The 21,980-nt window shown below is 61.4% G+C and carries 26 protein-coding genes; 23 read left to right on the top strand and 3 right to left on the bottom strand.

The window, feature by feature from the left end:
* Positions 1 to 333: 333 nt before the first annotated feature.
* The 3 genes from rluC to M2497_RS24380 are packed head-to-tail and all read left to right on the top strand — an operon-like array spanning position 334 to position 2,947.
* Positions 334 to 1,293 (top strand): 23S rRNA pseudouridine(955/2504/2580) synthase RluC, encoded by a 960-nt coding sequence (gene rluC, locus M2497_RS24390; protein WP_033901273.1) that lies wholly within the window; start codon positions 334 to 336, stop codon positions 1,291 to 1,293.
* On the top strand, positions 1,280 to 1,942 hold the full coding sequence (locus M2497_RS24385; RefSeq protein ID WP_248483783.1) for an HAD-IA family hydrolase: 663 nt from the start codon (positions 1,280 to 1,282) through the stop codon (positions 1,940 to 1,942). The genes rluC and M2497_RS24385 overlap by 14 nt, the downstream gene beginning before the upstream one ends.
* Before the next feature lie 21 nt (positions 1,943 to 1,963).
* Complete coding sequence (locus M2497_RS24380) at positions 1,964 to 2,947, top strand: S49 family peptidase (RefSeq protein ID WP_248483780.1); 984 nt, start codon at positions 1,964 to 1,966, stop codon at positions 2,945 to 2,947.
* 130 nt (positions 2,948 to 3,077) lie between these two features.
* Here M2497_RS24380 and M2497_RS24375 read toward each other — a convergent pair whose 3' ends face one another.
* Positions 3,078 to 3,656, bottom strand: a complete 579-nt coding sequence (locus M2497_RS24375; protein WP_248483778.1) for a nucleoside triphosphate pyrophosphatase — start codon at positions 3,654 to 3,656, stop codon at positions 3,078 to 3,080.
* Positions 3,657 to 3,761: 105 nt separating this feature from the next.
* Between M2497_RS24375 and M2497_RS24370 the strand changes: the two genes are divergently transcribed.
* The 20 genes from M2497_RS24370 to M2497_RS24275 all read left to right on the top strand — a co-directional run bounded on the left by M2497_RS24370 (position 3,762) and on the right by M2497_RS24275 (position 21,248).
* A complete protein-coding gene (locus M2497_RS24370; RefSeq protein WP_010566563.1) occupies positions 3,762 to 4,292 on the top strand; it encodes a YceD family protein in 531 nt (176 codons plus the stop codon).
* Positions 4,293 to 4,305: 13 nt separating this feature from the next.
* Complete coding sequence (rpmF, locus tag M2497_RS24365; RefSeq protein WP_003179396.1) at positions 4,306 to 4,488, top strand: 50S ribosomal protein L32; 183 nt, start codon at positions 4,306 to 4,308, stop codon at positions 4,486 to 4,488.
* Between the two features lie 4 nt (positions 4,489 to 4,492).
* A complete protein-coding gene (plsX, locus tag M2497_RS24360; protein WP_282578713.1) occupies positions 4,493 to 5,503 on the top strand; it encodes a phosphate acyltransferase PlsX in 1,011 nt (336 codons plus the stop codon).
* Positions 5,504 to 5,629: 126 nt separating this feature from the next.
* Positions 5,630 to 6,568: an ACP S-malonyltransferase gene (gene fabD / locus M2497_RS24355; protein ID WP_248483776.1), complete on the top strand. Its 939-nt coding sequence runs from the start codon at positions 5,630 to 5,632 to the stop codon at positions 6,566 to 6,568.
* Between the two features lie 25 nt (positions 6,569 to 6,593).
* The gene (fabG, locus tag M2497_RS24350; RefSeq protein WP_015885432.1) at positions 6,594 to 7,337 is read left to right on the top strand and encodes a 3-oxoacyl-ACP reductase FabG; all 744 of its coding nucleotides are present in this window, start codon (positions 6,594 to 6,596) and stop codon (positions 7,335 to 7,337) included.
* A gap of 191 nt (positions 7,338 to 7,528) precedes the next feature.
* Complete coding sequence (gene acpP, locus M2497_RS24345) at positions 7,529 to 7,765, top strand: acyl carrier protein (protein ID WP_003175607.1); 237 nt, start codon at positions 7,529 to 7,531, stop codon at positions 7,763 to 7,765.
* Between the two features lie 128 nt (positions 7,766 to 7,893).
* Positions 7,894 to 9,138, top strand: a complete 1,245-nt coding sequence (fabF, locus tag M2497_RS24340; protein ID WP_058427473.1) for a beta-ketoacyl-ACP synthase II — start codon at positions 7,894 to 7,896, stop codon at positions 9,136 to 9,138.
* Positions 9,138 to 9,953 carry an aminodeoxychorismate lyase gene (pabC, locus tag M2497_RS24335; RefSeq protein ID WP_248483774.1) on the top strand — a complete coding sequence of 272 codons (816 nt, stop codon included), beginning with the start codon at positions 9,138 to 9,140 and terminating at the stop codon, positions 9,951 to 9,953. The genes fabF and pabC overlap by 1 nt, the downstream gene beginning before the upstream one ends.
* Before the next feature lies 1 nt (position 9,954).
* The gene (gene mltG / locus M2497_RS24330; protein WP_248483772.1) at positions 9,955 to 11,073 is read left to right on the top strand and encodes an endolytic transglycosylase MltG; all 1,119 of its coding nucleotides are present in this window, start codon (positions 9,955 to 9,957) and stop codon (positions 11,071 to 11,073) included.
* Positions 11,074 to 11,092: 19 nt separating this feature from the next.
* Entirely contained in the window at positions 11,093 to 11,725 is a 633-nt protein-coding gene (gene tmk / locus M2497_RS24325; protein ID WP_248483769.1) for a dTMP kinase, read from the top strand.
* Entirely contained in the window at positions 11,718 to 12,707 is a 990-nt protein-coding gene (locus M2497_RS24320; protein WP_248483767.1) for a DNA polymerase III subunit delta', read from the top strand. Before tmk ends, M2497_RS24320 begins: the two co-directional genes overlap by 8 nt.
* 63 nt (positions 12,708 to 12,770) lie before the next feature.
* Complete coding sequence (locus tag M2497_RS24315; RefSeq protein ID WP_248483765.1) at positions 12,771 to 13,556, top strand: TatD family hydrolase; 786 nt, start codon at positions 12,771 to 12,773, stop codon at positions 13,554 to 13,556.
* A gap of 448 nt (positions 13,557 to 14,004) precedes the next feature.
* Positions 14,005 to 14,673 (top strand): TetR/AcrR family transcriptional regulator, encoded by a 669-nt coding sequence (locus M2497_RS24310; RefSeq protein ID WP_058427443.1) that lies wholly within the window; start codon positions 14,005 to 14,007, stop codon positions 14,671 to 14,673.
* Positions 14,674 to 14,788: 115 nt separating this feature from the next.
* Complete coding sequence (locus M2497_RS24305) at positions 14,789 to 15,757, top strand: radical SAM protein (RefSeq protein ID WP_058427442.1); 969 nt, start codon at positions 14,789 to 14,791, stop codon at positions 15,755 to 15,757.
* 75 nt (positions 15,758 to 15,832) lie between these two features.
* Positions 15,833 to 16,438 (top strand): DUF4823 domain-containing protein, encoded by a 606-nt coding sequence (locus M2497_RS24300; RefSeq protein ID WP_058427441.1) that lies wholly within the window; start codon positions 15,833 to 15,835, stop codon positions 16,436 to 16,438.
* Between the two features lie 16 nt (positions 16,439 to 16,454).
* Positions 16,455 to 17,015 (top strand): DUF1285 domain-containing protein, encoded by a 561-nt coding sequence (locus M2497_RS24295; RefSeq protein WP_248483763.1) that lies wholly within the window; start codon positions 16,455 to 16,457, stop codon positions 17,013 to 17,015.
* Between the two features lie 70 nt (positions 17,016 to 17,085).
* Positions 17,086 to 17,799, top strand: a complete 714-nt coding sequence (locus tag M2497_RS24290) for a GntR family transcriptional regulator (RefSeq protein ID WP_248483761.1) — start codon at positions 17,086 to 17,088, stop codon at positions 17,797 to 17,799.
* A complete protein-coding gene (locus M2497_RS24285; protein WP_248483759.1) occupies positions 17,796 to 18,797 on the top strand; it encodes an ADP-ribosylglycohydrolase family protein in 1,002 nt (333 codons plus the stop codon). The genes M2497_RS24290 and M2497_RS24285 overlap by 4 nt, the downstream gene beginning before the upstream one ends.
* Before the next feature lie 74 nt (positions 18,798 to 18,871).
* Positions 18,872 to 20,338 carry a cytosine permease gene (locus tag M2497_RS24280; RefSeq protein WP_058427437.1) on the top strand — a complete coding sequence of 489 codons (1,467 nt, stop codon included), beginning with the start codon at positions 18,872 to 18,874 and terminating at the stop codon, positions 20,336 to 20,338.
* Positions 20,331 to 21,248, top strand: a complete 918-nt coding sequence (locus M2497_RS24275) for a PfkB family carbohydrate kinase (RefSeq protein ID WP_248483757.1) — start codon at positions 20,331 to 20,333, stop codon at positions 21,246 to 21,248. The genes M2497_RS24280 and M2497_RS24275 overlap by 8 nt, the downstream gene beginning before the upstream one ends.
* Positions 21,249 to 21,297: 49 nt before the next feature.
* Here the strand turns inward: M2497_RS24275 and M2497_RS24270 are convergent, their stop codons facing one another.
* Both M2497_RS24270 and M2497_RS24265 read right to left on the bottom strand, forming a co-directional pair.
* On the bottom strand, positions 21,298 to 21,564 hold the full coding sequence (locus M2497_RS24270) for a hypothetical protein (protein ID WP_058427435.1): 267 nt from the start codon (positions 21,562 to 21,564) through the stop codon (positions 21,298 to 21,300).
* A 51-nt stretch (positions 21,565 to 21,615) separates the two neighbouring features.
* A complete protein-coding gene (locus M2497_RS24265; RefSeq protein ID WP_058427434.1) occupies positions 21,616 to 21,948 on the bottom strand; it encodes a hypothetical protein in 333 nt (110 codons plus the stop codon).
* Between the last annotated feature and the right edge of the window lie 32 nt (positions 21,949 to 21,980).

The following is a 21,980-nucleotide window of genomic DNA, read 5'->3' as shown; positions in this document are numbered from 1 at the left end:
CTTAACAGGCGTTGTTTCCGAAGTATTCGCCGTGGTCTGGCTCAAGACTGACTGCACTTTGTGAACTGGCCGTAAATATCGGCGCAAAATGCGAGTATTCACTCTGCTTTCTGCACTCGCTTCAGGCCTCATGTCACCTGCGCTTGTTACAATCTTGAGCCTTCCAGGGTGGCGAAAGCCCCGTAGGACGGCCTCGCGTTCTGATGAATTGCGATGGTCAGGGCCGGCAGTTTGCCGCATGTCCTCTGTCCAGGCCGCTTTTGGCGGCGTTCGCGACTATAGCAGCAATGATTAAGTGCTTCAATTCCATAAAAAATTGTTATCATCGCCGCCATGACGACTACCGCCCCCCAGACCCCCAGCGTCCAGCTGCTCGAGGTCTCGCCGGAATATGCCGGCCAACGCATCGACAATTTTCTCCTGGCCAGGCTCAAAGGCGTGCCCAAGACCTTGATTTACCGCATCTTGCGTAAAGGTGAAGTGCGGGTGAACAAGGGCCGGATCAAGCCCGAGTACAAGTTGCAGGCGGGCGATATCGTGCGCGTGCCACCGGTGCGCGTGCCTGAGCGTGACGAGCCTGTGCCGTTGGCCCAGGGCTTGTTGCAGCGCCTGGAAGCCTCGATTGTGTTCGAAGACAACAAGCTGATCGTGATCAACAAGCCCTGCGGCATTGCGGTTCACGGTGGCAGCGGCCTGAATTTCGGTGTGATCGAAGCCTTTCGTCAGTTGCGCCCGGATGCCAAGGAGCTGGAACTGGTCCACCGCCTGGACCGCGACACGTCCGGCCTGCTGATGATCGCCAAGAAACGCAGCATGTTGCGCCACCTGCACACCGCCCTGCGCGGCGATGGCGTAGACAAACGCTACATGGCGCTGGTGCGCGGCAACTGGGCCAGCTCGATCAAGAGCGTCCGCGCGCCGTTGCAGAAGAGCAACCTGCGCTCCGGCGAGCGCATGGTCGAAGTGGACGAGGAGGGCAAGGAAGCCCTGACCCTGTTCAAGGTGCTGCGCCGTTTCGGCGACTTCGCCACCATGGTCGAGGCCAAGCCGGTCACCGGGCGCACCCATCAGATTCGCGTGCACACCCTGCATGCGGGCCACTGCATTGCCGGTGACACCAAGTACGGCGACGAGGATTTCTCCAAGGAGATCCGCGACCTGGGCGGCAAGCGCCTGTTCCTGCACGCCTACATGCTCACGGTACCGCTGCCCGATGGTGGCGAATTGAAGCTGCAGGCGCCGGTCGATGAGATGTGGGCCAAGACCGTGGAGCGCTTGAGTGTCGCACCTTGACTACAAACTGCTGATATTCGATTGGGATGGCACCCTGGCCGACTCCATTGGCCGGATTGTCGAGTCGATGCACGCTGCGTCGACCCGTTCAGGTTACGCGTTGTGCAGTGATCTGGCGGTCAAGGGCGTCATCGGTCTGGGCCTTCCCGAAGCGATCCGTACCCTGTATCCCGAGATCAGCGACGCTGAACTGGTCGCGTTTCGCGAACACTATGCCGATCACTACATCGCCCTGGAGGCTACGCCCTCGCCGCTGTTCGACGGTGTGGTGCAATCCCTGGCGGCATTCCGTGCCCAGGGTTATCACCTGGCAGTCGCCACCGGCAAGGCCCGTCGCGGTCTGGATCGGGTGCTCAAGGCCCACGGTTGGGAAGATTATTTCGATATCACCCGCGCCGCCGATGAAACTGCCAGCAAGCCTCACCCTCTGATGCTGGAGCAGATCCTGGCTCATTGCGGCGTGTCGCCACGCCAGGCCTTGATGGTGGGCGATGCCTCCTTCGACCTGATGATGGCGCGCAATGCGGGCATGGACGGCGTGGCGGTCAGCTATGGCGCCCAGGCTGCCGAGGCGTTGCAGCAATATGAACCGCGACTGACGATCGATCATTTTTCCGAATTGCAGGCCTGGCTCAACCAGGCCCAATAAGTCTTTGCTGGGGTTGATGGCATGAGTGACGAGTGGAAAGCGCCCGAAAAGGCTGAAAGCAGTGATGACAAAAGCTGGAAGCTGCTGGAGAAGACTCTCCTGGCCAGCGTCCAAGAGCAGCGTCGCGCGCGGCGTTGGGGGATTTTCTTCAAACTGCTGACGTTTGTCTGGCTCATCGGCATGCTGGCGCTGTTCAGTCCGCTGATGGATATGGAGAAAAGCGCAACCCGTGGCGCCAACTACACCGCACTGATCGAAGTGCGCGGGGTGATCGCCGACAAGGAGTCAGCCAGCGCCGACAACATCGTCAGCAGCCTGCGTGCCGCGTTCGAAGACCCTAAGGTCAAAGGTGTGATCCTGCGCATCAACAGCCCGGGTGGCAGCCCGGTGCAGTCGGGTTATGTGTATGACGAGATCCGCCGCCTGCGTGGCCTGCACCCGGATACCAAGCTGTATGCAGTGATTTCCGACCTGGGCGCTTCCGGTGCGTATTACATTGCCAGTGCTGCTGATCAGATCTACGCCGACAAGGCCAGCCTGGTGGGCTCCATTGGTGTGACGGCGGCCGGTTATGGTTTCGTCGGCACCATGGAGAAGCTGGGGGTAGAGCGTCGCACTTATACCTCAGGTGAACACAAGTCGTTCCTTGATCCGTTCCAGCCGCAAAAAGCCGATGAAACCCAGTTCTGGCAGGGCGTGCTCGACACCACTCATCGCCAGTTCATCGCCAGCGTGAAGCTGGGGCGTGGGGATCGTCTGAAGGACAAGGACCATCCGGAACTGTTCTCCGGCCTGGTCTGGTCAGGCGAGCAGGCCTTGCCGCTGGGCTTGATCGACGGCCTGGGCAGTGCTAGTTCGGTAGCGCGGGATGTGATTGGCGAGAAGGAACTGGTGGATTTCACGGTTGAGGAATCGCCGTTTGATCGTTTCTCCAAGCGGCTCGGTGCCAGCGTGGCGGAGAAGCTGGCCTTTTACATGGGCTTCCAAGGCCCAAGCCTGCGCTGAGCCCCAGGCTACATATAGATCAAAATGTGGGAGGGGGCTCGCCCCCGATTGCGGTGGGTCAGCTGCGGGTTAGTTGGCTGATCCTCTGCTATCGGGGGCAAGCCCCCTCCCGCATTTGCTTGTGGTGTTCTCAGGGAATTTGCACGCCTTCGGCCAGCAGCATATCCACCAGGCGAATGAGGGGAAGGCCGATGAGGCTGGTGGCGTCCGGCCCTTCGGTATTTTGGAACAGGCTCACGCCCAACCCCTCGGCCTTGAAGCTGCCCGCGCAGTCATACGGTTGCTCAATTCGCAGGTAACGCTCGATGCACTCGGCATCCAACTCACGCATGTGCACGGTAAAAGGCACGCAGTCGACCTGGCAGCTGCCTGTCTCGCTGTTCAGCAGCGCCAGCCCAGTGAGAAAACTGACGCGCTTGCCGCTGGCGGCCAGCAGTTGCTCGCGGGCGTTTTCGAAGGTGTGCGGCTTGCCGATGATCCGTCCGTCGAGCGCTGCAACCTGGTCGGAGCCGATAATCAAATACCCCGGATGGCTGGCGGCAAGGGCGCGGGCTTTCTGTTCGGCCAGGCGCTTGACCAGTTCGATGGCGGACTCATTTGCGCGGTGGCTTTCATCGATATCCGGCGAGCTGCAGATGAACGGCAGGTGCAGGCGGCTCAGCAATTCCCGGCGATACACCGAGCTGGATGCGAGTAATAAGGGCAGCATGGGCGTCTCCTCAGGTCGGCAGCGGATTCTAGCGGGGCGACCGGCTGACGCACAGGGCTGAATTTCCTTTGACATGGCTGGGTGCATCCCTATAATGCTGCGCCTATGTTGAATGACCCGATTCCACCTCACGTTGACCCGCGCAAATTGGCTGATCGTGGCACTTCCCTTCAAGGTGAGTTGCTGCTGGCCGATTTGGAGAGACTCTGCGACCCGCTTTCCGACACTGTCGGTACGGTGCAGGCCAAATTCGTTTTTGAACGAGATGAACGTAAATCTGTGGTAATCCACAGTTTTATCGACACCGAGGTCAAAATGGTTTGCCAGCGTTGTCTTGAGCTGGTCACCCTGCCGATCCACAGCGAGTGCAGTTATGCTGTGGTGAAGGAGGGTGCGAATACCCAGTCGTTGCCGAAAGGTTATGACGTGCTGGAACTGGGCGAAGATCCTTTGGATCTGCATGCACTGATCGAGGAGGAGCTTCTGCTCGCCTTGCCCATTGTGCCTGCTCATCATCCGGAAGAATGCCAGCAGCCGGCGGGCCTCGATGACGAGCCCGAACCGAGCGAGGACGAGGTAACGCGGTCCAACCCGTTCAGTGTATTGGCGCAGTTAAAGCGTGACCCAAACGTTTAGGAGTTAATCAATTATGGCTGTTCAGCAGAACAAAAAATCCCGCTCCGCCCGTGACATGCGCCGTTCGCACGACGCTCTCGAGGCTAGCACCCTGTCCGTGGAAAAGACCACCGGTGAAGTTCACCTGCGTCACCACGTATCGCCAGAAGGCGTATACCGTGGCCGTAAAGTGATCGACAAGGGCGCTGACGAGTAATCACTTGTCTGCTCTAGTCATCGCGATAGACGCAATGGGCGGGGACTTCGGTCCCCGCAGCATTGTTCAGGCCTGCATTTCCAGCCTGTCTGCAACACCCTCGCTGCACCTGACCCTTGTCGGTCAACCCTCCTTACTTGAAGAACTGATTGCCAGCCATCCGGCGGTGGATCGCGCGCGCCTGACGATTACGCCAGCCAGCGAAACCATCACCATGGATGAAAAGCCGGCGGCCGCCCTGCGTGGCAAGCCTGACTCTTCGATGCGGGTGGCCCTGGAGCTGCTGCGTGATGGCAAGGTGCAAGCCTGTGTCAGCGCCGGCAATACCGGGGCCCTGATGGCGTTGTCGCGGTTTGTGCTCAAGACGCTGCCCGGCATTGACCGGCCCGCGATGGTGGCGGCGATTCCGACGCAGAAAGGCTATTGCCAGTTGCTGGACCTGGGCGCAAACGTCGATTGCAGCGCCGAGCATCTGCTCCAGTTTGCCGTGATGGGCTCGGTGGCCGCCGAAGCGCTGGGCGTGGCCCGGCCACGGGTGGCCTTGCTGAATATCGGCACCGAAGACATCAAGGGCAACCAGAAGGTCAAGCTGGCCGCCACGTTGCTGCAAGGCGCGCGGGGGTTGAATTACGTCGGGTTTGTCGAAGGTGACGGCTTGTACCGTGGCGAAGCGGACGTGGTGGTGTGTGACGGGTTTGTCGGCAATATCCTGCTCAAATCCAGCGAAGGCCTGGCGACCATGATCGCCACGCGTATCGAAGCGCTGTTCAAGCAGAGCTTGGCGTCGCGCCTGGTTGGTGCCCTGGCGCTGCCGCTGATGCGCCGCCTGCAGGCGGACCTGGCCCCGGCGCGGCATAATGGCGCGAGTTTTCTGGGGTTGCAGGGCATCGTGGTAAAAAGCCACGGCTCGGCCGGTGTCGAGGGGTTTCAAAGTGCGATCGCGCGGGCTGTGATCGAGATCCAGGAAAACCTGCCGCAACGCTTGCACGGCCGTCTCGAGGACCTGTTGCCTTAGGCGAATCGGCCCGGGAGTGCTTAAATGTGACCGGCCAGTTCAATTGACCATCCAATCTGTCAGTTTCGTGCGCTCCCACTGTAGGAGTGCGCTTTTTTGACGACCAGATCATTAGGGGCTTGTTACATGTCTACATCCCTCGCATTCGTCTTTCCAGGGCAGGGTTCGCAGTCCCTCGGCATGTTGGCCGAGCTGGGCGCGCAATACCCGCTGATCCTGGACACCTTCAAGGAAGCTTCCGACGCCCTGGGTTACGACCTGTGGGCACTGACCCAACAAGGGCCGGAAGAGCAACTCAATCAAACCGATAAAACCCAGCCGGCCATCCTGACCGCTTCGATCGCCCTGTGGCGCTTGTGGCTGGCGGAAGGCGGCGCACGCCCTGCATTCGTCGCCGGCCACAGCCTGGGCGAATACAGCGCCCTGGTTGCGGCGGGTAGCCTGACCTTGGGTGAGGCGGTCAAGCTGGTGGAGCGTCGCGGCCAATTGATGCAAGAAGCCGTTCCGGCCGGGCAGGGCGGCATGGCAGCAATCCTGGGCCTGGACGACGCTGTGGTGATCGAGGCCTGTGCCGAAGCGGCCCAGGGCGAAGTGGTCAGCGCGGTAAACTTCAACTCCCCTGGCCAGGTGGTGATTGCCGGTGCCAAGGCTGCCGTTGAGCGTGCCGTCGAAGGCTGTAAGGCCCGTGGTGCTAAGCGCGCGTTGCCGTTGCCGGTGAGCGTACCGTCGCACTGCGAGCTGATGCGCCCGGCTGCCGAGCGTTTTGCCGAGTCCATCGCCGCCATCAACTGGCAGGCGCCGCAGATCCCGCTGGTGCAGAATGTCAGCGCCGCCGTGGCTGCTGACCTCGATACCCTCAAGCGCGACCTGCTGGAGCAGCTCTACAAGCCGGTACGCTGGGTTGAATCGGTCCAGACCCTGGCCGCCAATGGTGCGACTGAGCTGGTTGAGTGTGGTCCGGGCAAAGTCCTGGCCGGCCTGAACAAGCGCTGCGCCGACGGCGTGTCGACTGCCAACCTCAATACCCCTGACGCCTTTGCTGCCGCTCGCGCGGCACTGGCCTGAATCCCTGAACGTAGGAGAAGCCTGCATGAGTCTGCAAGGTAAAGTTGCACTGGTCACCGGCGCAAGCCGTGGCATTGGCCAGGCGATCGCCCTGGAGCTGGGCCGTCAGGGCGCCGTTGTGATCGGCACCGCCACTTCCGCCTCGGGCGCCGAGCGTATCGCCGCGACCCTGAAGGAAAACGGCGTGCAAGGCACCGGCCTTGAGCTGAACGTGACCAGCGATGAGTCCGTGGCTGCCGTACTGGCCGAGATCACCGCACAGTTCGGCGCGCCGGCGATTCTGGTGAATAACGCCGGCATCACCCGTGACAACCTGATGATGCGCATGAAAGACGACGAGTGGTACGACGTGGTCGACACCAACTTGAACAGTCTGTTTCGCCTGTCCAAGGGCGTTTTGCGCGGCATGACCAAGGCGCGTTGGGGCCGAATTATCAATATTGGCTCCGTAGTGGGTGCCATGGGCAACGCAGGCCAAGTAAACTACGCAGCCGCCAAGGCCGGTCTGGAAGGTTTCAGCCGTGCATTGGCTCGTGAAGTCGGCTCGCGGTCGATTACGGTCAACTCGGTGGCCCCTGGGTTCATCGACACCGATATGACCCGCGAACTGCCGGAAGCACAGCGTGAAGCGTTGCTGACGCAGATTCCGCTGGGCCGTCTGGGTCAGGCTCAAGAGATCGCGAATGTGGTCACTTTCCTGGCATCCGACGGTGCGGCATACGTGACTGGGGCTACAATCCCGGTGAACGGCGGGATGTACATGAGTTAAATTGTGACGGATCGCTTCAAAAATATGTCATACGAGCTGTCTAAAATCCGTTATAAAGCTGCAACTTAATTTATAGGCAGGTGGCCGACCGGGTACAGGGTGAAGCTTTCAGTTGAAAAGCTGAAAAGGCTTTCTATACACTTACCCACTGGCCAGCTGCCTGAATTTGTCCATTAGGAGTTAAACAAGGTATGAGCACCATCGAAGAGCGCGTCAAGAAAATCGTCGCCGAGCAACTGGGCGTTAAAGAAGAAGAAGTGGTCAACACTGCTTCCTTCGTAGAAGACCTGGGTGCCGATTCCCTTGACACCGTTGAGCTGGTGATGGCTCTGGAAGAGGAATTCGAGACCGAAATCCCGGACGAAGAAGCTGAAAAAATCACTACTGTTCAAGCTGCTATCGACTACGTTACTAGCCACCAGGCGTAATAGTTTGTAGTCGTCGCTTGCTGTCAGGGAAAAACCGCACTGCTGTAACGGCGTGCGGTTTTTTCTTTAGCCCTGATGAAAAGTACGCGCTGAAGCAAAAGTGTCGTCATTAGAAAAAGGAGAGTGCTGTGTCGCGTAGACGCGTCGTAGTCACCGGTATGGGTATGTTGTCGCCACTGGGCACGGATGTGCCAAGCAGTTGGCAGGGCATTCTGGCTGGCCGCAGTGGTATTGGTCTGATCGAACACACGGACCTTTCTGCCTATTCCACCCGTTTTGGCGGCTCGGTAAAGGGTTTCAATGTCGAGGAATATCTCTCGGTCAAGGAATCCCGCAAACTCGACCTGTTCATTCAATACGGCCTGGCAGCCGGTTTTCAGGCAGTACGCAATGCCGGCCTGGAAGTCACCGACGCCAACCGTGATCGCATCGGCGTGGCCATGGGCTCGGGTATTGGCGGTTTGACCAATATCGAAGAAACCAGCCGCACGTTGCACGATTCCGGCCCCCGTCGAATTTCACCGTTCTTCGTCCCCGGCTCGATCATCAATATGATTTCCGGTTTCCTGTCCATCCATCTGGGCGCACAGGGACCTAACTACGCCATCGCCACGGCGTGCACCACCGGCACGCATTGCATTGGCATGGCGGCGCGCAATATCGCCTATGACGAAGCCGACGTGATGATCGCCGGCGGCGCCGAGATGGCGGCGTGCGGCCTCGGCATGGGCGGCTTCGGCGCGTCCCGTGCGCTGTCGACGCGTAACGACGAGCCGACCCGCGCCAGCCGTCCGTGGGACAAAGGCCGTGATGGCTTTGTACTCTCCGACGGTGCCGGCGCCCTGGTGCTGGAAGAGTTGGAACACGCCAAGGCGCGTGGTGCCACTATCTACGCCGAGCTGATTGGCTTTGGCATGAGCGGTGACGCCTACCACATGACCTCACCGCCGTCCGACGGTGCCGGTGCTGCGCGTTGCATCACCAACGCCCTGCGCGATGCGAAGGTCAATGCGGACCAGGTGCAGTACATCAACGCCCATGGTACTTCGACTCCGACGGGCGATCTGGCGGAAGCCGAGGCCATCAAGTCGGTATTCGGTGAGCACGCCTACAAGCTGGCGGTCAGCTCTACCAAGTCCATGACCGGTCACCTGTTGGGTGCGGCGGGCGCGGTCGAGGCGATCTTCAGTGTGATGGCCATCAAGGATCAGGTCGCGCCGCCGACCATCAACCTGGATGAGCCTGACGAAGGCTGCGACCTGAACTTCGTGCCACACGAAGCGCAGCCGATGCCGATCGACGTGGTGATCTCCAATTCGTTCGGTTTTGGCGGCACCAACGGTTCCCTGGTGTTCCGCCGGTTCGCCGAGTGATGCACAGCTGGGTCGACGGTCAGCCAGCGGACAGCGTGCCCCTGAAAGATCGCGGCCTGGCGTATGGCGATGGGTTGTTCGAGACCATCGCTGTAAAGGCCGGGCAGCCGGTGCTGCTCGACCGTCACCTGCAACGCCTCGACGAGGGTTGCAGGCGCCTCGCCTTGGTTGCGGATCCGGTGTTGATCCGCAGCGAAGTGCAGGCCTACGCCACCGCCCTTGGCGAGGGTGTCCTCAAATTGATCCTGACCCGTGGCGACAGCCTGCGCGGTTATGGCATCAACCCTGGCGCACCGGTGCGCCGTATCTTGCAGGGCAGCCCGCCTGCTACTTATCCCAGCGCTCATGGAACCGATGGCATCCGCCTGTTTCCCTGTGCCACCCGCTTGGCCGAACAGCCGTTGCTGGCCGGTCTCAAGCACCTCAATCGCCTGGAACAGGTGATCGCCCGTGCCGAATGGCAGGACGCCGAGCACGCTGAAGGGTTGATGCTGGATGTGTCCGGTCGCGTGATCGAAGGCGTATTCAGCAACCTGTTCCTGGTGCGCAATGGCTTGTTACTAACCGCTGATCTGACGCGTTGCGGCGTGGCCGGGGTGATGCGTGCCGAGATTCTGGCCCAGGCACAGACCCTGGGCGTCCCGGTGGCCGTGGCCGACATCAGTATTGAGCAGTTGCAGCAAGCCGACGAAGTCTTCGTGTGTAACAGCGTTTATGGCATTTGGCCGGTGCGCGAGTGCGCTGCGATGAGCTGGTCGGTTGGCCCGCTCACCCGTAAACTGCAGGGCATTGTTCGCGCGCTATTGGAAATCTGAGTTGATACGAAAACTGGTTGTACTGCTGCTGGTCGGTCTGTTCTCGGCGGCTTTGCTGTTGGGCTATGGCGCCTGGAAATACGACGCTGCCCTGAAGCAGCCCTTGAACCTGACCCAGGAGCAATTGCTCGACGTACCGGCTGGGGCGACCCCCACTGGCACCTTCAATCGCTTGGAAGCCGACGGCGTGCTGGACGGTGCCTTCTGGTTGCGCCTGTACTGGCGCTTCAACCTGGACGGCCAGCCATTGCACAGCGGCGAATACCGCATGACGCCCGGCATGACGGCGCAGGGCCTGATCGGCCTGTGGCAGCGTGGCGAAGTGGTGCAATACAGCCTGACTCTGGTTGAGGGCTGGAACTTCCGCCAGGTACGCTCGGCGCTGGCCAAGCATGAAAAGATCGTGCAGACCCTCTCGGGCCTGAGTGACAGCGAAGTCATGGAGAAGCTCGGTCACCCTGGCGTGTTTCCAGAAGGGCGGTTCTTCCCCGATACCTACCGTTTCGTGCGCGGTATGACCGACGTCGAATTCCTGAAGAAAGCCTACAACCGCCTGGACGACGTGCTCGCCCAGGAGTGGAGCAAGCGCGCCGCCGATGCGCCGTACACCGACCCTTACCAAGCGCTGATCATGGCCTCCCTGGTGGAGAAAGAGACGGGCGTGCCTGAAGAGCGCGGGCAGATTGCCGGGGTATTTGTACGTCGCCTGAAGATCGGCATGTTGTTGCAGACCGACCCGACGGTGATCTACGGCCTGGGCGAGCGCTACAACGGCAAGTTGACCCGTGCGCACCTCAAGGAAGCCAATCCCTACAACACCTACATGGTAGCCGGCCTGCCGCCGACGCCCATCGCCATGGTCGGCCGCGAGGCGATCCATGCCGCGCTGAACCCGGTGCCGGGCAGCAGCCTGTATTTCGTCGCCCGTGGCGACGGCAGCCACATTTTCTCCGATAACCTGGATGCGCATAATGCCGCCGTGCGTGAGTTCCAACTCAAGCGGCGCGCCGATTACCGCTCCAGCCCGGCGCCGGTGGTGAAGCCTGCCGAAGACGCAACGCCACCGGCGGATGTGCCTGCTGATACGCCAGCTGAACCCGCGCCGCAAAGCCCGCAATAATTCTGACTAAGGACTGCCTGTGACTGGCTTGTTTATTACCCTGGAAGGCCCCGAAGGCGCCGGCAAAAGCACCAACCGCGATTATCTGGCCGAGCGCTTGCGCAGCGAAGGCATCGAGGTGGTGTTGACCCGCGAGCCCGGTGGCACGCCGCTGGCCGAGCGTATCCGCGAAGTGCTGCTGGCGCCGGGTGACGAGCAGATGAACCCGGACACCGAGCTGCTGCTGGTGTTCGCCGCCCGTGCCCAGCACCTTGCCGAGGTGATCCGTCCAGCCCTGGCCCGTGGTGCCGTGGTGATCTGCGATCGGTTCACCGATTCTACCTATGCCTACCAGGGCGGCGGTCGGGGCTTGTCCCTGGAGCGCATCGCCACCCTGGAAACCTTTGTCCAGGGCGAATTGCGCCCTGACCTGACCCTGCTGTTCGATCTGCCGGTGGAAGTCGGCATGGCCCGCGCCACTGCTCGTGGCCGTCTGGACCGCTTCGAACTGGAAGGCGATGGGTTCTTCAACGCGGTACGCAGTGCATTCCTCACACGGGCCAAGGCTGAGCCCGCGCGGTATTCCCTGCTGGATGCAGCCCAACCGCTGGCGCAGGTGCAGCAAGCCATCGACGCGCTGCTACCTAAACTGCTGGAGCGCACCCGTGGCTGAAGCCTATCCGTGGCAGGACAGCCTGTGGCAACAACTGGCCGGCCGTGCCCAGCACGCCCACGCCTACCTGTTGCATGGGCCGGTAGGGATTGGCAAGCGAGCGTTGGCCGAGCGCCTGATGGCCAGCCTGCTGTGCCAGCGCCCGGTCAAGCTTGAAGCCTGCGGCGAGTGCAAATCCTGCCTGCTGCTCAAGGCCGGTAGCCATCCGGATAACTACCTGCTCGAACCCGAAGAGGCCGACAAGGCAATCAAGGTCGACCAGGTGCGCGACCTGGTCAGCTTCGTGGTGCAGACCGCACAGATGGGCGGGCGCAAGGTGGTGCTGATCGAGCCGGTGGAGGCGATGAACGTCAATGCTGCCAACGCCTTGCTCAAAAGCCTGGAGGAGCCGTCCGGCGATACCGTGCTGTTGTTGGTCAGCCACCAATCGAGCCGGTTGTTGCCCACCATCCGCAGCCGCTGCGTGCAGCAGGCCTGCCCGCTGCCAAGCGAGGCCATGAGCCTTGCGTGGCTGGCGCAGGCGTTGCCGGAGTGCTCCCAGGAGGAACGGGTCGAGCTGCTGACCCTGGCCGCCGGTTCGCCGTTGGCCGCCGTGAAGCTGCAGGCCCAGGGCGTGCGTGAACAACGTGCGCTGGTGGTGGAGGGGGTCAAGAAACTGATCAAGCAGGAAGTGTCCGCCACCCAGTTGGCAGAAAACGCCTGGAAGGACATCCCCCTGCTGTTGCTGTTCGACTGGTTCTGCGATTGGTCGAGCCTGATCTTGCGCTACCAGCTGACCCAGGATGAAAACGGCCTGGGCCTGCCGGATATGCGCAAGGTGGTGCAATACCTGGCGCAGAAAAGTGCCCAGGACAAGGTGCTGACGATTCAGGACTGGATCCTCGCCCAGCGCCAGAAGGTGCTCGGCAAAGCCAACCTCAACCGCGTGCTGCTGCTCGAAGCGTTGCTGGTGCGGTGGGTCGGTTTGCTCGGGCGCCGTTAATTTCCGTGGCTGGCGGGTGTATCGTCGGCCAGACATTTTTCGTGACTGAAGTTGTAGACCCCTATGCTCGTAGATTCCCACTGCCACCTTGACCGCCTCGACCTGGCCCAGCACGGCGGTTCCCTTGACACTGCCCTCGACGCCGCGCGCCAGCGTGGGGTAGGGCACTTCCTGTGCATCGGCGTCAGCGCGGAGAATGCGGCAGACGTCAAAGCCCTGGCCGAGCGTTATGCCGATGTGGATTGCTCGGTGGGTATCCACCCGCTGGACCTCAAGCCCGGTGAAGCCCCGGCCCTCGACTGGCTGCTGGGTGAACTCAATCACCCGCGCGTGGTGGCCATCGGCGAAACCGGCCTGGATTACCACTACGAACCCGAAGCCGCCGAGTTGCAGCAGGCTTCGTTCCGCCTGCACCTGCAAGCCGCCCGGCAGACCGGTAAACCGGTGATCGTCCACACCCGTGGCGCCCGTGCCGACACCCTGGCCCTGCTGCGCGAAGCGGCGTTGCCCCAGGCCGGCGTGTTGCATTGCTTCACCGAAGACTGGGATATGGCCAAGGCGGCGCTGGACCTGGGGTTCTATATTTCGCTGTCGGGTATCGTCACCTTCCGCAACGCCGATGCCTTGCGTGATGTCGCACGCCAGGTGCCCGCCGACCGCCTGCTGGTGGAAACCGATTCGCCGTACCTGGCGCCTATCCCCCATCGCGGCAAGCCGAACCTGCCGGAGTATGTGCGCGACGTGGCGGATTACCTGGCGATGCTGCGCGGTGAGTCCTACGAGCGTTTTGCCGAGCAGACCACCGAAAACTTCAAGCGCCTGTTCCCGCTGGCCCACGTGGCTTCTTAACGCGGAGGTCAAATCGCAGGCAAAAAAAACCCGGGTTCTGGGGGGTGAATCCGGGTTAAGACCATTAGGAGTAAAACAAGGGTACGCGGTCCGTTGGTACCCAGGTCGGCGCTTCACTTGGGGGAGATGTCACGCCGACAGTTCAAGTATTGATCAGTATCCGATTCAGTCCAGTCGCGACTGATCGTTTTTTAAACAGATTTGGAATACGCGCGCTTCGCTTGAGTTCTCATCAGGCCGGTGCACGGGTGCAGTTGTTGCGTATTATTTCTGACTGATATCAATGAAAACGTTGGCGCGCTGAAAGTAAAGTGCATTCCGGGTTCACATAGACATTGCCCAACGACCGTTCAGTCGGGATAATCCCTCGCAGCGGGTAAATCGTATCGCCACGTATCCGTGGCCCTGCGCAACCCTCCCTAATCCGACCTTTGCAGACCTCTTCCTCATGCACAAAGAACCCCGTAAGGTCCGTGAGTTTCGCCGCCGTGAGCAGGAAATTCTCGACACCGCACTCAAGCTGTTCCTCGAACAAGGTGAAGACAGCGTCACCGTCGAGATGATTGCGGATGCCGTGGGTATCGGCAAAGGCACGATCTACAAGCACTTCAAGTCCAAGGCCGAGATCTACCTGCGGCTGATGCTTGACTACGAGCGCGACTTGAACGAGCTGCTGCATTCGGCCGATGTCGATAAGGACAAGGAAGCCCTGTCCCGCGCCTACTTCGAGTTCCGCATGCGTGACCCGCAGCGCTATCGCCTGTTCGACCGGCTGGAAGAGAAGGTGGTCAAGGGCCATCAGGTGCCGGAGATGGTCGAGGAGCTGCACAAGATCCGCGCCTCGAACTTCGAACGCCTGACCCTGCTGATCAAGGGCCGCATCAGTGAAGGGAAGCTTGAAGATGTGCCGCCGTATTTCCACTACTGTGCCGCCTGGGCCTTGGTCCACGGTGCCGTGGCGCTGTACCACTCGCCGTTCTGGAGCAATGTGCTGGAAGATCAGGAAGGTTTCTTCCAGTTTTTGATGGATATCGGCGTGCGCATGGGCAACAAGCGCAAGCACAGCAGTGAGCCGCCGGCGATTGAAGCGGCGCCGGCCCAAACGCCTGCCACGTAATGATTTGCTGCCACGCGCAGTACCCCAGGAATATACTCAGGCAAGGACTCTTGCTAAAAGCTGATTTATCAGTCAGCTTTTAGCGCGCCCGAATCATCCTCTGCCGGAGTGATCCATGATCGTTGATCGTCAAGGCAGGCGTTTTCGCAATTTGCGGATCAGCCTGACCTCAGCCTGCAATTACGCGTGTACCTACTGCGTGCCTAACGGCAAGCGGCTGGTGGCTGCCCAGGACGAACTCTCCGCCGAGGCCATGGCCCGTGGTGTGGAATACCTGATCGAAGCGGCGGGCATCGACCGCCTGCGCATCACCGGCGGTGAGCCGCTGGTCAGCCCCAAGCTGGAAGCCTTCATGGGCGCCGTGGGGGGAATGGGGCTCAGCGATATCAGCCTGACCACTAACGGCCAACTGCTGGCGCGCAAGCTGCCGTTGCTGGTGGAGGCCGGGATCAAGCGCATCAACGTGTCCCTCGATACCCTGGACGCAGATGCCTTCCGCAGCATTGCCCGTGGTGGCGACTTGGCCACTGTGCTCGACGGCATGGACCAGGCCCGCGCTGCCGGCATCAAGATCAAGGTCAATATGGTGCCGTTACGCGGCCAGAACCTCGACCAGGTCATGCCGCTGCTCGACTACTGCCTGGAGCGTGGCTACGAATTGCGCTTTATCGAGTTGATGCGCATGGGCCATTTAGCCAAGGACTCCAATGCGTTCCTGCAGCAGTTTGTCAGCCTGCAACAACTGCTGGGCCTGATCGGCGAACAGTATGAATACCTGCAAGCCAACGCCCCCGTGGACGCCACGGCCGTGCGCTACGAAGTGCCGGGCAAGGGCTTCTTTGGTGTGATCGCCAACGAGAGCGTGCCGTTCTGCCGTACCTGTTCACGGTTGCGCTTGTCGTCCACTGGCTGGCTGCATGGCTGCCTGTCGTCGAGTAACCGCCACTACGTCGGCGACCTGCTGGACAAGCCGCGCCATCAAGCGCTGCCGGCGTTGCAAGGCCTGTTGATGAAAGCCCTGGGCGACAAACAGGAAGTGGCCTTCTCGGGCGGTGCAACCATCATGAAGATCATCGGCGGCTAGTGTTCCAAGCTGGCGCAGAACCTGCATCACACGCCCATTCGCCGGTTTTCCGTCACCGGCTTCTGGAGGATTAGGATGCGTAGTCTGGTTTTGTTGCTGGCGTCGTTGACGCTGAGTGGCTGCATGACCGTCAGCGATATGGCCGAAGGCACCCGCTATCAGATGAGCGACGCCGGTTTGCTCGACCACAGCGATACCCGCCGTACCGCCTCGGTACGCATACAGCCGGACTCCTTCGTCTTTATCGCCCAGGGCGCCTTTGTGCCGCCGGGCAGTGCCTATCCGCGTCCGAACGTGGTGGCCGAAGAAGCCTTCAATGGTTTTGTCGAGTACTTCCCCATGGTGCGCCGCGCCCGTCAACCCGAAGGACTGGAGCAGGCCATGGCCGAAGCCCGTGCGGCGGGGGCTCACTACCTGCTGTACTGCCGTTTCGCCAAGGCGGATGACCGCATCGGCAACGCGGATGAATGGGCCGACCAGGAGGCCCTCGACCGCGTCGGCCTGGACAGCGGCGTCATCCAGATCATGTTGATCGAGACCAGCACCCAGTATTTGATTGATACTGCACGTATACGCAGTCGTGGCGGTTTACTGACGTTTCACGACAACAAGCCACAAGACCTGATTGCCCGCCCCCTGGCGCAGTACGCCCGTGGCCTGTTGGGGATGAGCAATCCATAAGACCCAGGAGAACCCCATGACCGATTCCGCCAAGGCCAACGACCTGTTGGCCCAACTGCCCAAAGGCAAGGGACCGGCGCCGGTGCACCTGTGGAACCCGGACTTCTGCGGCAACATCGACATGCGCATCGCCCGTGATGGCACCTGGTTCTACCAGGGCACGCCGATCGGGCGCAAGCCGATGGTCAAGCTGTTCTCCAACATCATCCGCCGCGACGGCGATGATTACTTCCTGATTACGCCTGTAGAAAAAGTCGGCATCACCGTCGATGATGCGCCGTTTGTCGCCATTACCCTGGAAGTCGAAGGGCAGGGCGAAAGCCAGGTGCTGCGCTTCACCACCAATGTCGATGACCAGGTCGAAGCCGGCCTCGAACACCCGCTGCGGGTGGTGATCGACCCTGTGACCCAGGAGCCTGCTCCCTATCTGCGAGTGCGCAGCAACCTCGAAGCCCTGGTGCACCGCAATGCGTTCTACCAATTGGTGGAGTTGGCAGTGAGCCGTCCGATCAACGGTCAGAACTGGCTGGGCGTCTGGAGCGCAGGGGAGTTTTTCCCTATTGGCCTGGAGCCCTGAGGCCGGTTTTATCATCTCCCTGAAATAATTCGCTTGCTGCACATGGGCGCTTTGCGTTATCAATTTGTACATGATTAGACATGTTCGATTTGATAAGAAAAAACGCGTCGTCGACGAGCTCATCCGCCGTATCGAGGGTGGGGTGATGGCCGACGGTTTCCTGCTGCCGGGCGAGCATCAGTTAGCCGAAGAGTTCGCGGTCAGCCGCGGCACCCTGCGTGAGGCCCTGGCTGAACTCAAGCGGCGTAACTACATTGCGACCCAGAGCGGCGTCGGCTCCATCGTCACTTTTGACGGCATGGTGCTCGACCAGCGCAGTGGCTGGGCCCAAGCCCTGGCGGACACCGGTGCGAAGGTCAACACCGATATCCTGCGCCTGGAAGCGGTGACCCGCCCGGACCTGTTCAGCCGTTTTGGCAGCGACCAATTCATTGCCCTCGACCGTCGCCGTCGCACCACTGACGGCACTGCCGTGTCCCTGGAACGCTCGCTGATGCCCGCTTCCGGAGGCCTGGAGGGCCTGCCGAGAGTCGGCCTGATCGATGATTCCCTGACCATTACCCTGGCTGCCTACGGTTATGTCGGCGCCGAAGGCGACCAATGGATCGGTGCAGAGCCCCTCAGCGATGAAGATGCCGAGTTGCTTGGCCGCCCAGCCGGCACGGTGTTCCTCAAGGCCTCGCGCACCACCTACGACCGTCGCGAGCGTTTCATGGAGTACGTCGAAAGCTTGCTCGATCCTCTGCACTTTCGCCTGCACCTGCAATTTGGAAACTCGAAATGACCCCGCTCAATCGCGCCCTCGGCGCCTTCTACGGCTTGGCCTTGGGCGATGCCCTGGGCATGCCGACCCAGTCCCTGAGCCGCGAACAGGTGCGCGCGCGTTTCGGTGCCATCACCGGCCTGGAACACGCCGACGCCGACCAGCCCATCGCACCTAACATGCCCGCCGGCTCCATCACCGATGACACCGAACAGGCCATCCTGGTGGGTGAGTTACTCGTGCAAGGCCGAGGCAAGATCGAACCCACTGTGCTTGCCCAGCGCCTGATCGACTGGGAAGCGGTGATGCGCGCCAAGGGTTCCCAGGATTTGCTCGGCCCCTCCACCAAGCGTGCGATCGACATGATCCTCGCCGGCCACACCCCGGAAGAATCCGGACGTTACGGCACCACCAACGGCGCCGCGATGCGCATCACGCCAGTGGGGATTGCCGCCGATGTCAGCGACCCGGCGCAGTTTATCCAGGCGGTAATCCAGGCCTGCCAGGTCACCCATAACACCACCCTGGGTATTTCCAGCGCGGCGGCGGTGGCGGCGGTGGTATCAGCCGGAATCAACGGTGTGGACCTGGGCGAAGCGTTGAACATCGGCACCCAGGTTGCCCAGCAGGCCGAAGGCCATGGTCACTGGATCGCGGGTGGGCGGATGTCCACGCGCATCAGCTGGGCGCGGACCTTGAGCGTCGGCAGCGGCGACAAGGCCCTGTTCGCCGACCTGCTGTACGAATTGATCGGCACCTCCGTCGCGTCCCAGGAGTCGGTGGTGGTGTCGTTCGCCCTGGCCCAGCAAGTGGCGGTGGGCGAGATGAGTGCTTTCGAGGCGCTGTGCCTGGCGGCCAGTCTTGGCGGTGACACTGACACCATCGCCGCGATTCTCGGCGCCATGCTCGGTGCGTGCCTGGGCATGCAGTGCTGGCCTGAGGCGCTGATCGAACAGGTCAAGCAGGTCAATGGCCTGGATCTGCAGTCGCTGGTTGAAGAATTGTTGAAAATGCGCTGAGTCAGGACGACCGGAAGATTCGCTTTGTATACCTGCCACAACCACAACAATACAGGCACTTGGAGCACCCTCTCATGAGCAGCACATCTTCCGGCCAAAGCGCCGGGCAATTGGAAACACGCGGCATCGAACCGGTTCCTGAAGGCGAGTGCAATGGCCACCCGCTGCAACTGTTCTGGGTGTGGTTCGCGGCCAATATCAGCATCCTCGGCTTGCCGCTCGGCGCCACCCTGGTCGCGTTTCGCGGCCTGGCGATCTGGCAGGCCATCATCGTTGCGATCCTCGGCGCCGCCGGCTCCTTTGCGGTGGTGGGCATCATTTCTATCGCCGGCCGTCGTGGCCGTGCGCCCAGCCTGACCCTGTCCCGCGCCATCTTCGGCGTGCGCGGCAATATCGGGCCGACCCTGGTGTCGCTGATGTCGCGCCTGGGCTGGGAAACCGTCAACACCACTACCGCCGCCTTTGTGCTGCTGTCGTTGTGCTCGATCCTGTTCGGTTCGCCGGTCGAAGCCAAAAGCGCGCCGGTGCTCACCCTGGTCTTCATCGCCATCTTCGTGCTGTTGACCTTGTCGGTGTCCGGCCTGGGCCACGCCACCTTGCTGGTGATCCAGAAGTGGGCCACCTATGTGTTCGGCGCGTTGAACATCCTGGTCGGCGGTTTCCTCTGCGCCACCATCGATTGGAGCGCGGTGTTCAACGCCACCCCGGCACCGCTGAGCGCGATGATCATCGGCGTCGGCACCATGGCGGCCGGCACCGGTATCGGCTGGGCCAACGCCGGCGCGGATATGTCGCGCTACCAGCACCGCAGCGTCAAGGCCGTGCGCCTGGTGGCGTCGGCGGCGTTCGGTGCGGGCATTCCGCTGGTGCTGTTGATCACCCTCGGCGGCCTGCTGTCGGTGGGCAACAATGACCTGGCGTCGGCGACCGACCCGATCATCGCGATCCGCGATATGTTGCCGACCTGGATGGCCGTGCCGTACCTGATCACCGCGTTCGGCGGGTTACTGCTGTCCAACAACCTATCGGTGTACTCGGCGGGCCTCACCACCCTGACCCTCGGTTTGAAGGTCAAGCGCGTGCATGCGGTGATCGTCGATATCGTGGCGATCTTCGCCGGTTCGATTTACTTCATGCTGATCGCCGACAGTTTCTACGGCCCGTTCATCACGTTCATTTCTTTGCTGGCGGTGCCGATCACGGCATGGGTCGGCATCTTCGTGGTCGACCTGATCCACCGTCACTACTACAGCGCCAAGGACCTGCTGGACGTGAGCCCAAGCAGCGCCTACTGGTATCGCGGCGGTGTGGAGTGGCGTGCCTTCGGTGCCTGGGCCGTGGCGATCGTGCTGGGTTTCAGCTTCACCACCATCGGCACCACCGCCGAGAACATCTGGTTCGCCGGGCCTTTGTCCGACTCCTGGCTGGGCCACAACGGCCTGGGCTGGATCGTCACCTTTCTGGTGGCCGGCGGGATTTATGCGGTACTGGGCGGTGCGGCTGATCGTCGCCCGGCTTTAGTAGAGAGCCCTAATGTCTAGATTGCTGCACACCGGCCAGGTCATCGTCGACCTGGTCATGGCCCTCGATACCTTGCCCGCAACCGGTGGCGACGTGCTGGCGCAATCGGCCAGTTTCGAAGCCGGCGGTGGCTTCAATGTGATGGCGGCCGCACGGCGCAATGGGCTGGCGGTGGTCTACCTGGGCCGTCACGGCAACGGGCGTTTCGGCGACCTGGCACGCGCGGCGATGCAGGCGGAAGGTGTCGAGATTGCCCAAGCGGCCAGCACGGATAAAGATACCGGTTTGTGTGTGTCGCTGACCGAGGCCACCACCGAACGCACCTTCATTTCCCATATCGGTGCTGAAGGCGAGTTGAGCGCCGAGGACCTGGCGCGCGTGGTCCCGCAGCCGGACGATTACGTGTATGTGAGTGGCTACAGCCTGTTGCTGGAAGGCAAGGCGCAGGCTCTGCTCGACTGGTTGCTGGCGCTGCCTCGCGCTATCAAGGTGGTGTTCGACCCGGGTCCGTTGGTGAAGGCACCGGATTCGGCGCTGATGGTGGCGCTGTTGCCGCGTATCGATATCTGGACCAGTAATGGCCCTGAAGCACTGGCGTTTACCGGGGCGGAAACGGTTGCAGAGGCGCTGGTCGACTTGAATCGTCATCTGCCCGGCGATGCCTTGCTGGTGGTGCGGGATGGGCCGAATGGATGCTGGGTGAGCCGCAATGGCCAGGCCGAGCATGTGCCGGGGTTGAAGGTGACGGCGGTGGACAGCAATGGCGCTGGGGATGCCCATGCCGGGGTGTTTATCGCAGGGTTGGCCGATGGCCTGGCACCTGCCCAGGCTGCACGCCGGGCGAACGCGGCAGCGGCGCTGGCGGTGACTCGCTGGGGGCCGGCTACATCGCCTGGCAGCGCAGAAGTCGACGCCTTTCTCCGGGAATAGGCCGTGTCAAAAAATGTGGGAGCGGGAAAGCCCCCTCCCACATTTGAGGCTACTGGCTGGTTTCAGACTCCAACTTACGCGCCTCATCCACACCCGACGCCGTCAGCTTGATCGGCAGGTTCAACGCATATTCACCGGCGGCGTCGGTGGTCACATGCCCATCCTTGATCAGGCCGCGATCCTGCAGAAACGCCAACGCACTGGCGACGACTTTTTCTCCGCGGTAGTTATCCAACACCTCCTTGCCCAGCCCCTGGGGATGAGCGTGCAGCAGGCGGGTCAAGACTTCTTTCTCAAGGTCTTTGTCGACGTTCATGCGTACCTCTTCACTGGGAAATGATCGGGTGTTCGTCTTGCGTTGGGTGGATCAAGGCGCAGGCTGTTTTGGCGCGCCGGGCAGGTTCGAGTCATCGCCCTTGTTGATCTTGGGTTCATTGACCGATGGGCCCATTTTGCCGTTGCCGACGGCAGCTGGTGCCTGGCGTTGGGTGTCATGGCCCTGGGTGTGCGGGTCAGCGGCATTGGTATTGTCAATGACTGCGCCGCCATTGGTGTCCAGGCCGGTGCCCATGGATTTCTGGGACTCGGTGGTTGCGTCCGGGTTGGTCGGGCCGGTGGAGGAGGTGGCCGCAAAACCGCTCAGCGAAACCGAAGACAACAGGCCAGCCAGGGCGAGGGCAGCAAACTTGGAATGCTTCATGAGGGTGTCTCCATATGATGAATGTCCTTACC

Origin of the sequence: Pseudomonas sp. CYM-20-01 (genome assembly GCF_023169845.1) — a bacterium.
In the GTDB taxonomy this organism is placed as follows: domain Bacteria; phylum Pseudomonadota; class Gammaproteobacteria; order Pseudomonadales; family Pseudomonadaceae; genus Aquipseudomonas; species Aquipseudomonas azotoformans.
The sequence above is the reverse complement of the archived record's forward strand: the minus strand, read 5'-3'. Positions and strand labels throughout refer to the sequence as shown.

Bases quoted from the DNA above. Each gene is read 5' to 3' on its own strand.
- M2497_RS24380 (WP_248483780.1), top strand. From the start codon at position 1,964: ATGAGTGACGAGTGGAAAGCGCCCGAAAAGGCTGAAAGCAGTGATGAC.
- M2497_RS24290 (WP_248483761.1), top strand. From the start codon at position 17,086: ATGATTAGACATGTTCGATTTGATAAGAAAAAACGCGTCGTCGACGAG.
- M2497_RS24315 (WP_248483765.1), top strand. From the start codon at position 12,771: ATGCTCGTAGATTCCCACTGCCACCTTGACCGCCTCGACCTGGCCCAG.
- M2497_RS24375 (WP_248483778.1), bottom strand. From the start codon at position 3,656: ATGCTGCCCTTATTACTCGCATCCAGCTCGGTGTATCGCCGGGAATTG.
- fabG (WP_015885432.1), top strand. From the start codon at position 6,594: ATGAGTCTGCAAGGTAAAGTTGCACTGGTCACCGGCGCAAGCCGTGGC.
- M2497_RS24310 (WP_058427443.1), top strand. From the start codon at position 14,005: ATGCACAAAGAACCCCGTAAGGTCCGTGAGTTTCGCCGCCGTGAGCAG.
- M2497_RS24280 (WP_058427437.1), top strand. From the start codon at position 18,872: ATGAGCAGCACATCTTCCGGCCAAAGCGCCGGGCAATTGGAAACACGC.
- fabD (WP_248483776.1), top strand. From the start codon at position 5,630: ATGTCTACATCCCTCGCATTCGTCTTTCCAGGGCAGGGTTCGCAGTCC.
- rpmF (WP_003179396.1), top strand. From the start codon at position 4,306: ATGGCTGTTCAGCAGAACAAAAAATCCCGCTCCGCCCGTGACATGCGC.
- acpP (WP_003175607.1), top strand. From the start codon at position 7,529: ATGAGCACCATCGAAGAGCGCGTCAAGAAAATCGTCGCCGAGCAACTG.
- M2497_RS24275 (WP_248483757.1), top strand. From the start codon at position 20,331: ATGTCTAGATTGCTGCACACCGGCCAGGTCATCGTCGACCTGGTCATG.
- M2497_RS24270 (WP_058427435.1), bottom strand. From the start codon at position 21,564: ATGAACGTCGACAAAGACCTTGAGAAAGAAGTCTTGACCCGCCTGCTG.
- rluC (WP_033901273.1), top strand. From the start codon at position 334: ATGACGACTACCGCCCCCCAGACCCCCAGCGTCCAGCTGCTCGAGGTC.
- M2497_RS24305 (WP_058427442.1), top strand. From the start codon at position 14,789: ATGATCGTTGATCGTCAAGGCAGGCGTTTTCGCAATTTGCGGATCAGC.
- M2497_RS24370 (WP_010566563.1), top strand. From the start codon at position 3,762: ATGTTGAATGACCCGATTCCACCTCACGTTGACCCGCGCAAATTGGCT.
- M2497_RS24265 (WP_058427434.1), bottom strand. From the start codon at position 21,948: ATGAAGCATTCCAAGTTTGCTGCCCTCGCCCTGGCTGGCCTGTTGTCT.
- M2497_RS24295 (WP_248483763.1), top strand. From the start codon at position 16,455: ATGACCGATTCCGCCAAGGCCAACGACCTGTTGGCCCAACTGCCCAAA.
- pabC (WP_248483774.1), top strand. From the start codon at position 9,138: ATGCACAGCTGGGTCGACGGTCAGCCAGCGGACAGCGTGCCCCTGAAA.
- M2497_RS24285 (WP_248483759.1), top strand. From the start codon at position 17,796: ATGACCCCGCTCAATCGCGCCCTCGGCGCCTTCTACGGCTTGGCCTTG.
- M2497_RS24300 (WP_058427441.1), top strand. From the start codon at position 15,833: ATGCGTAGTCTGGTTTTGTTGCTGGCGTCGTTGACGCTGAGTGGCTGC.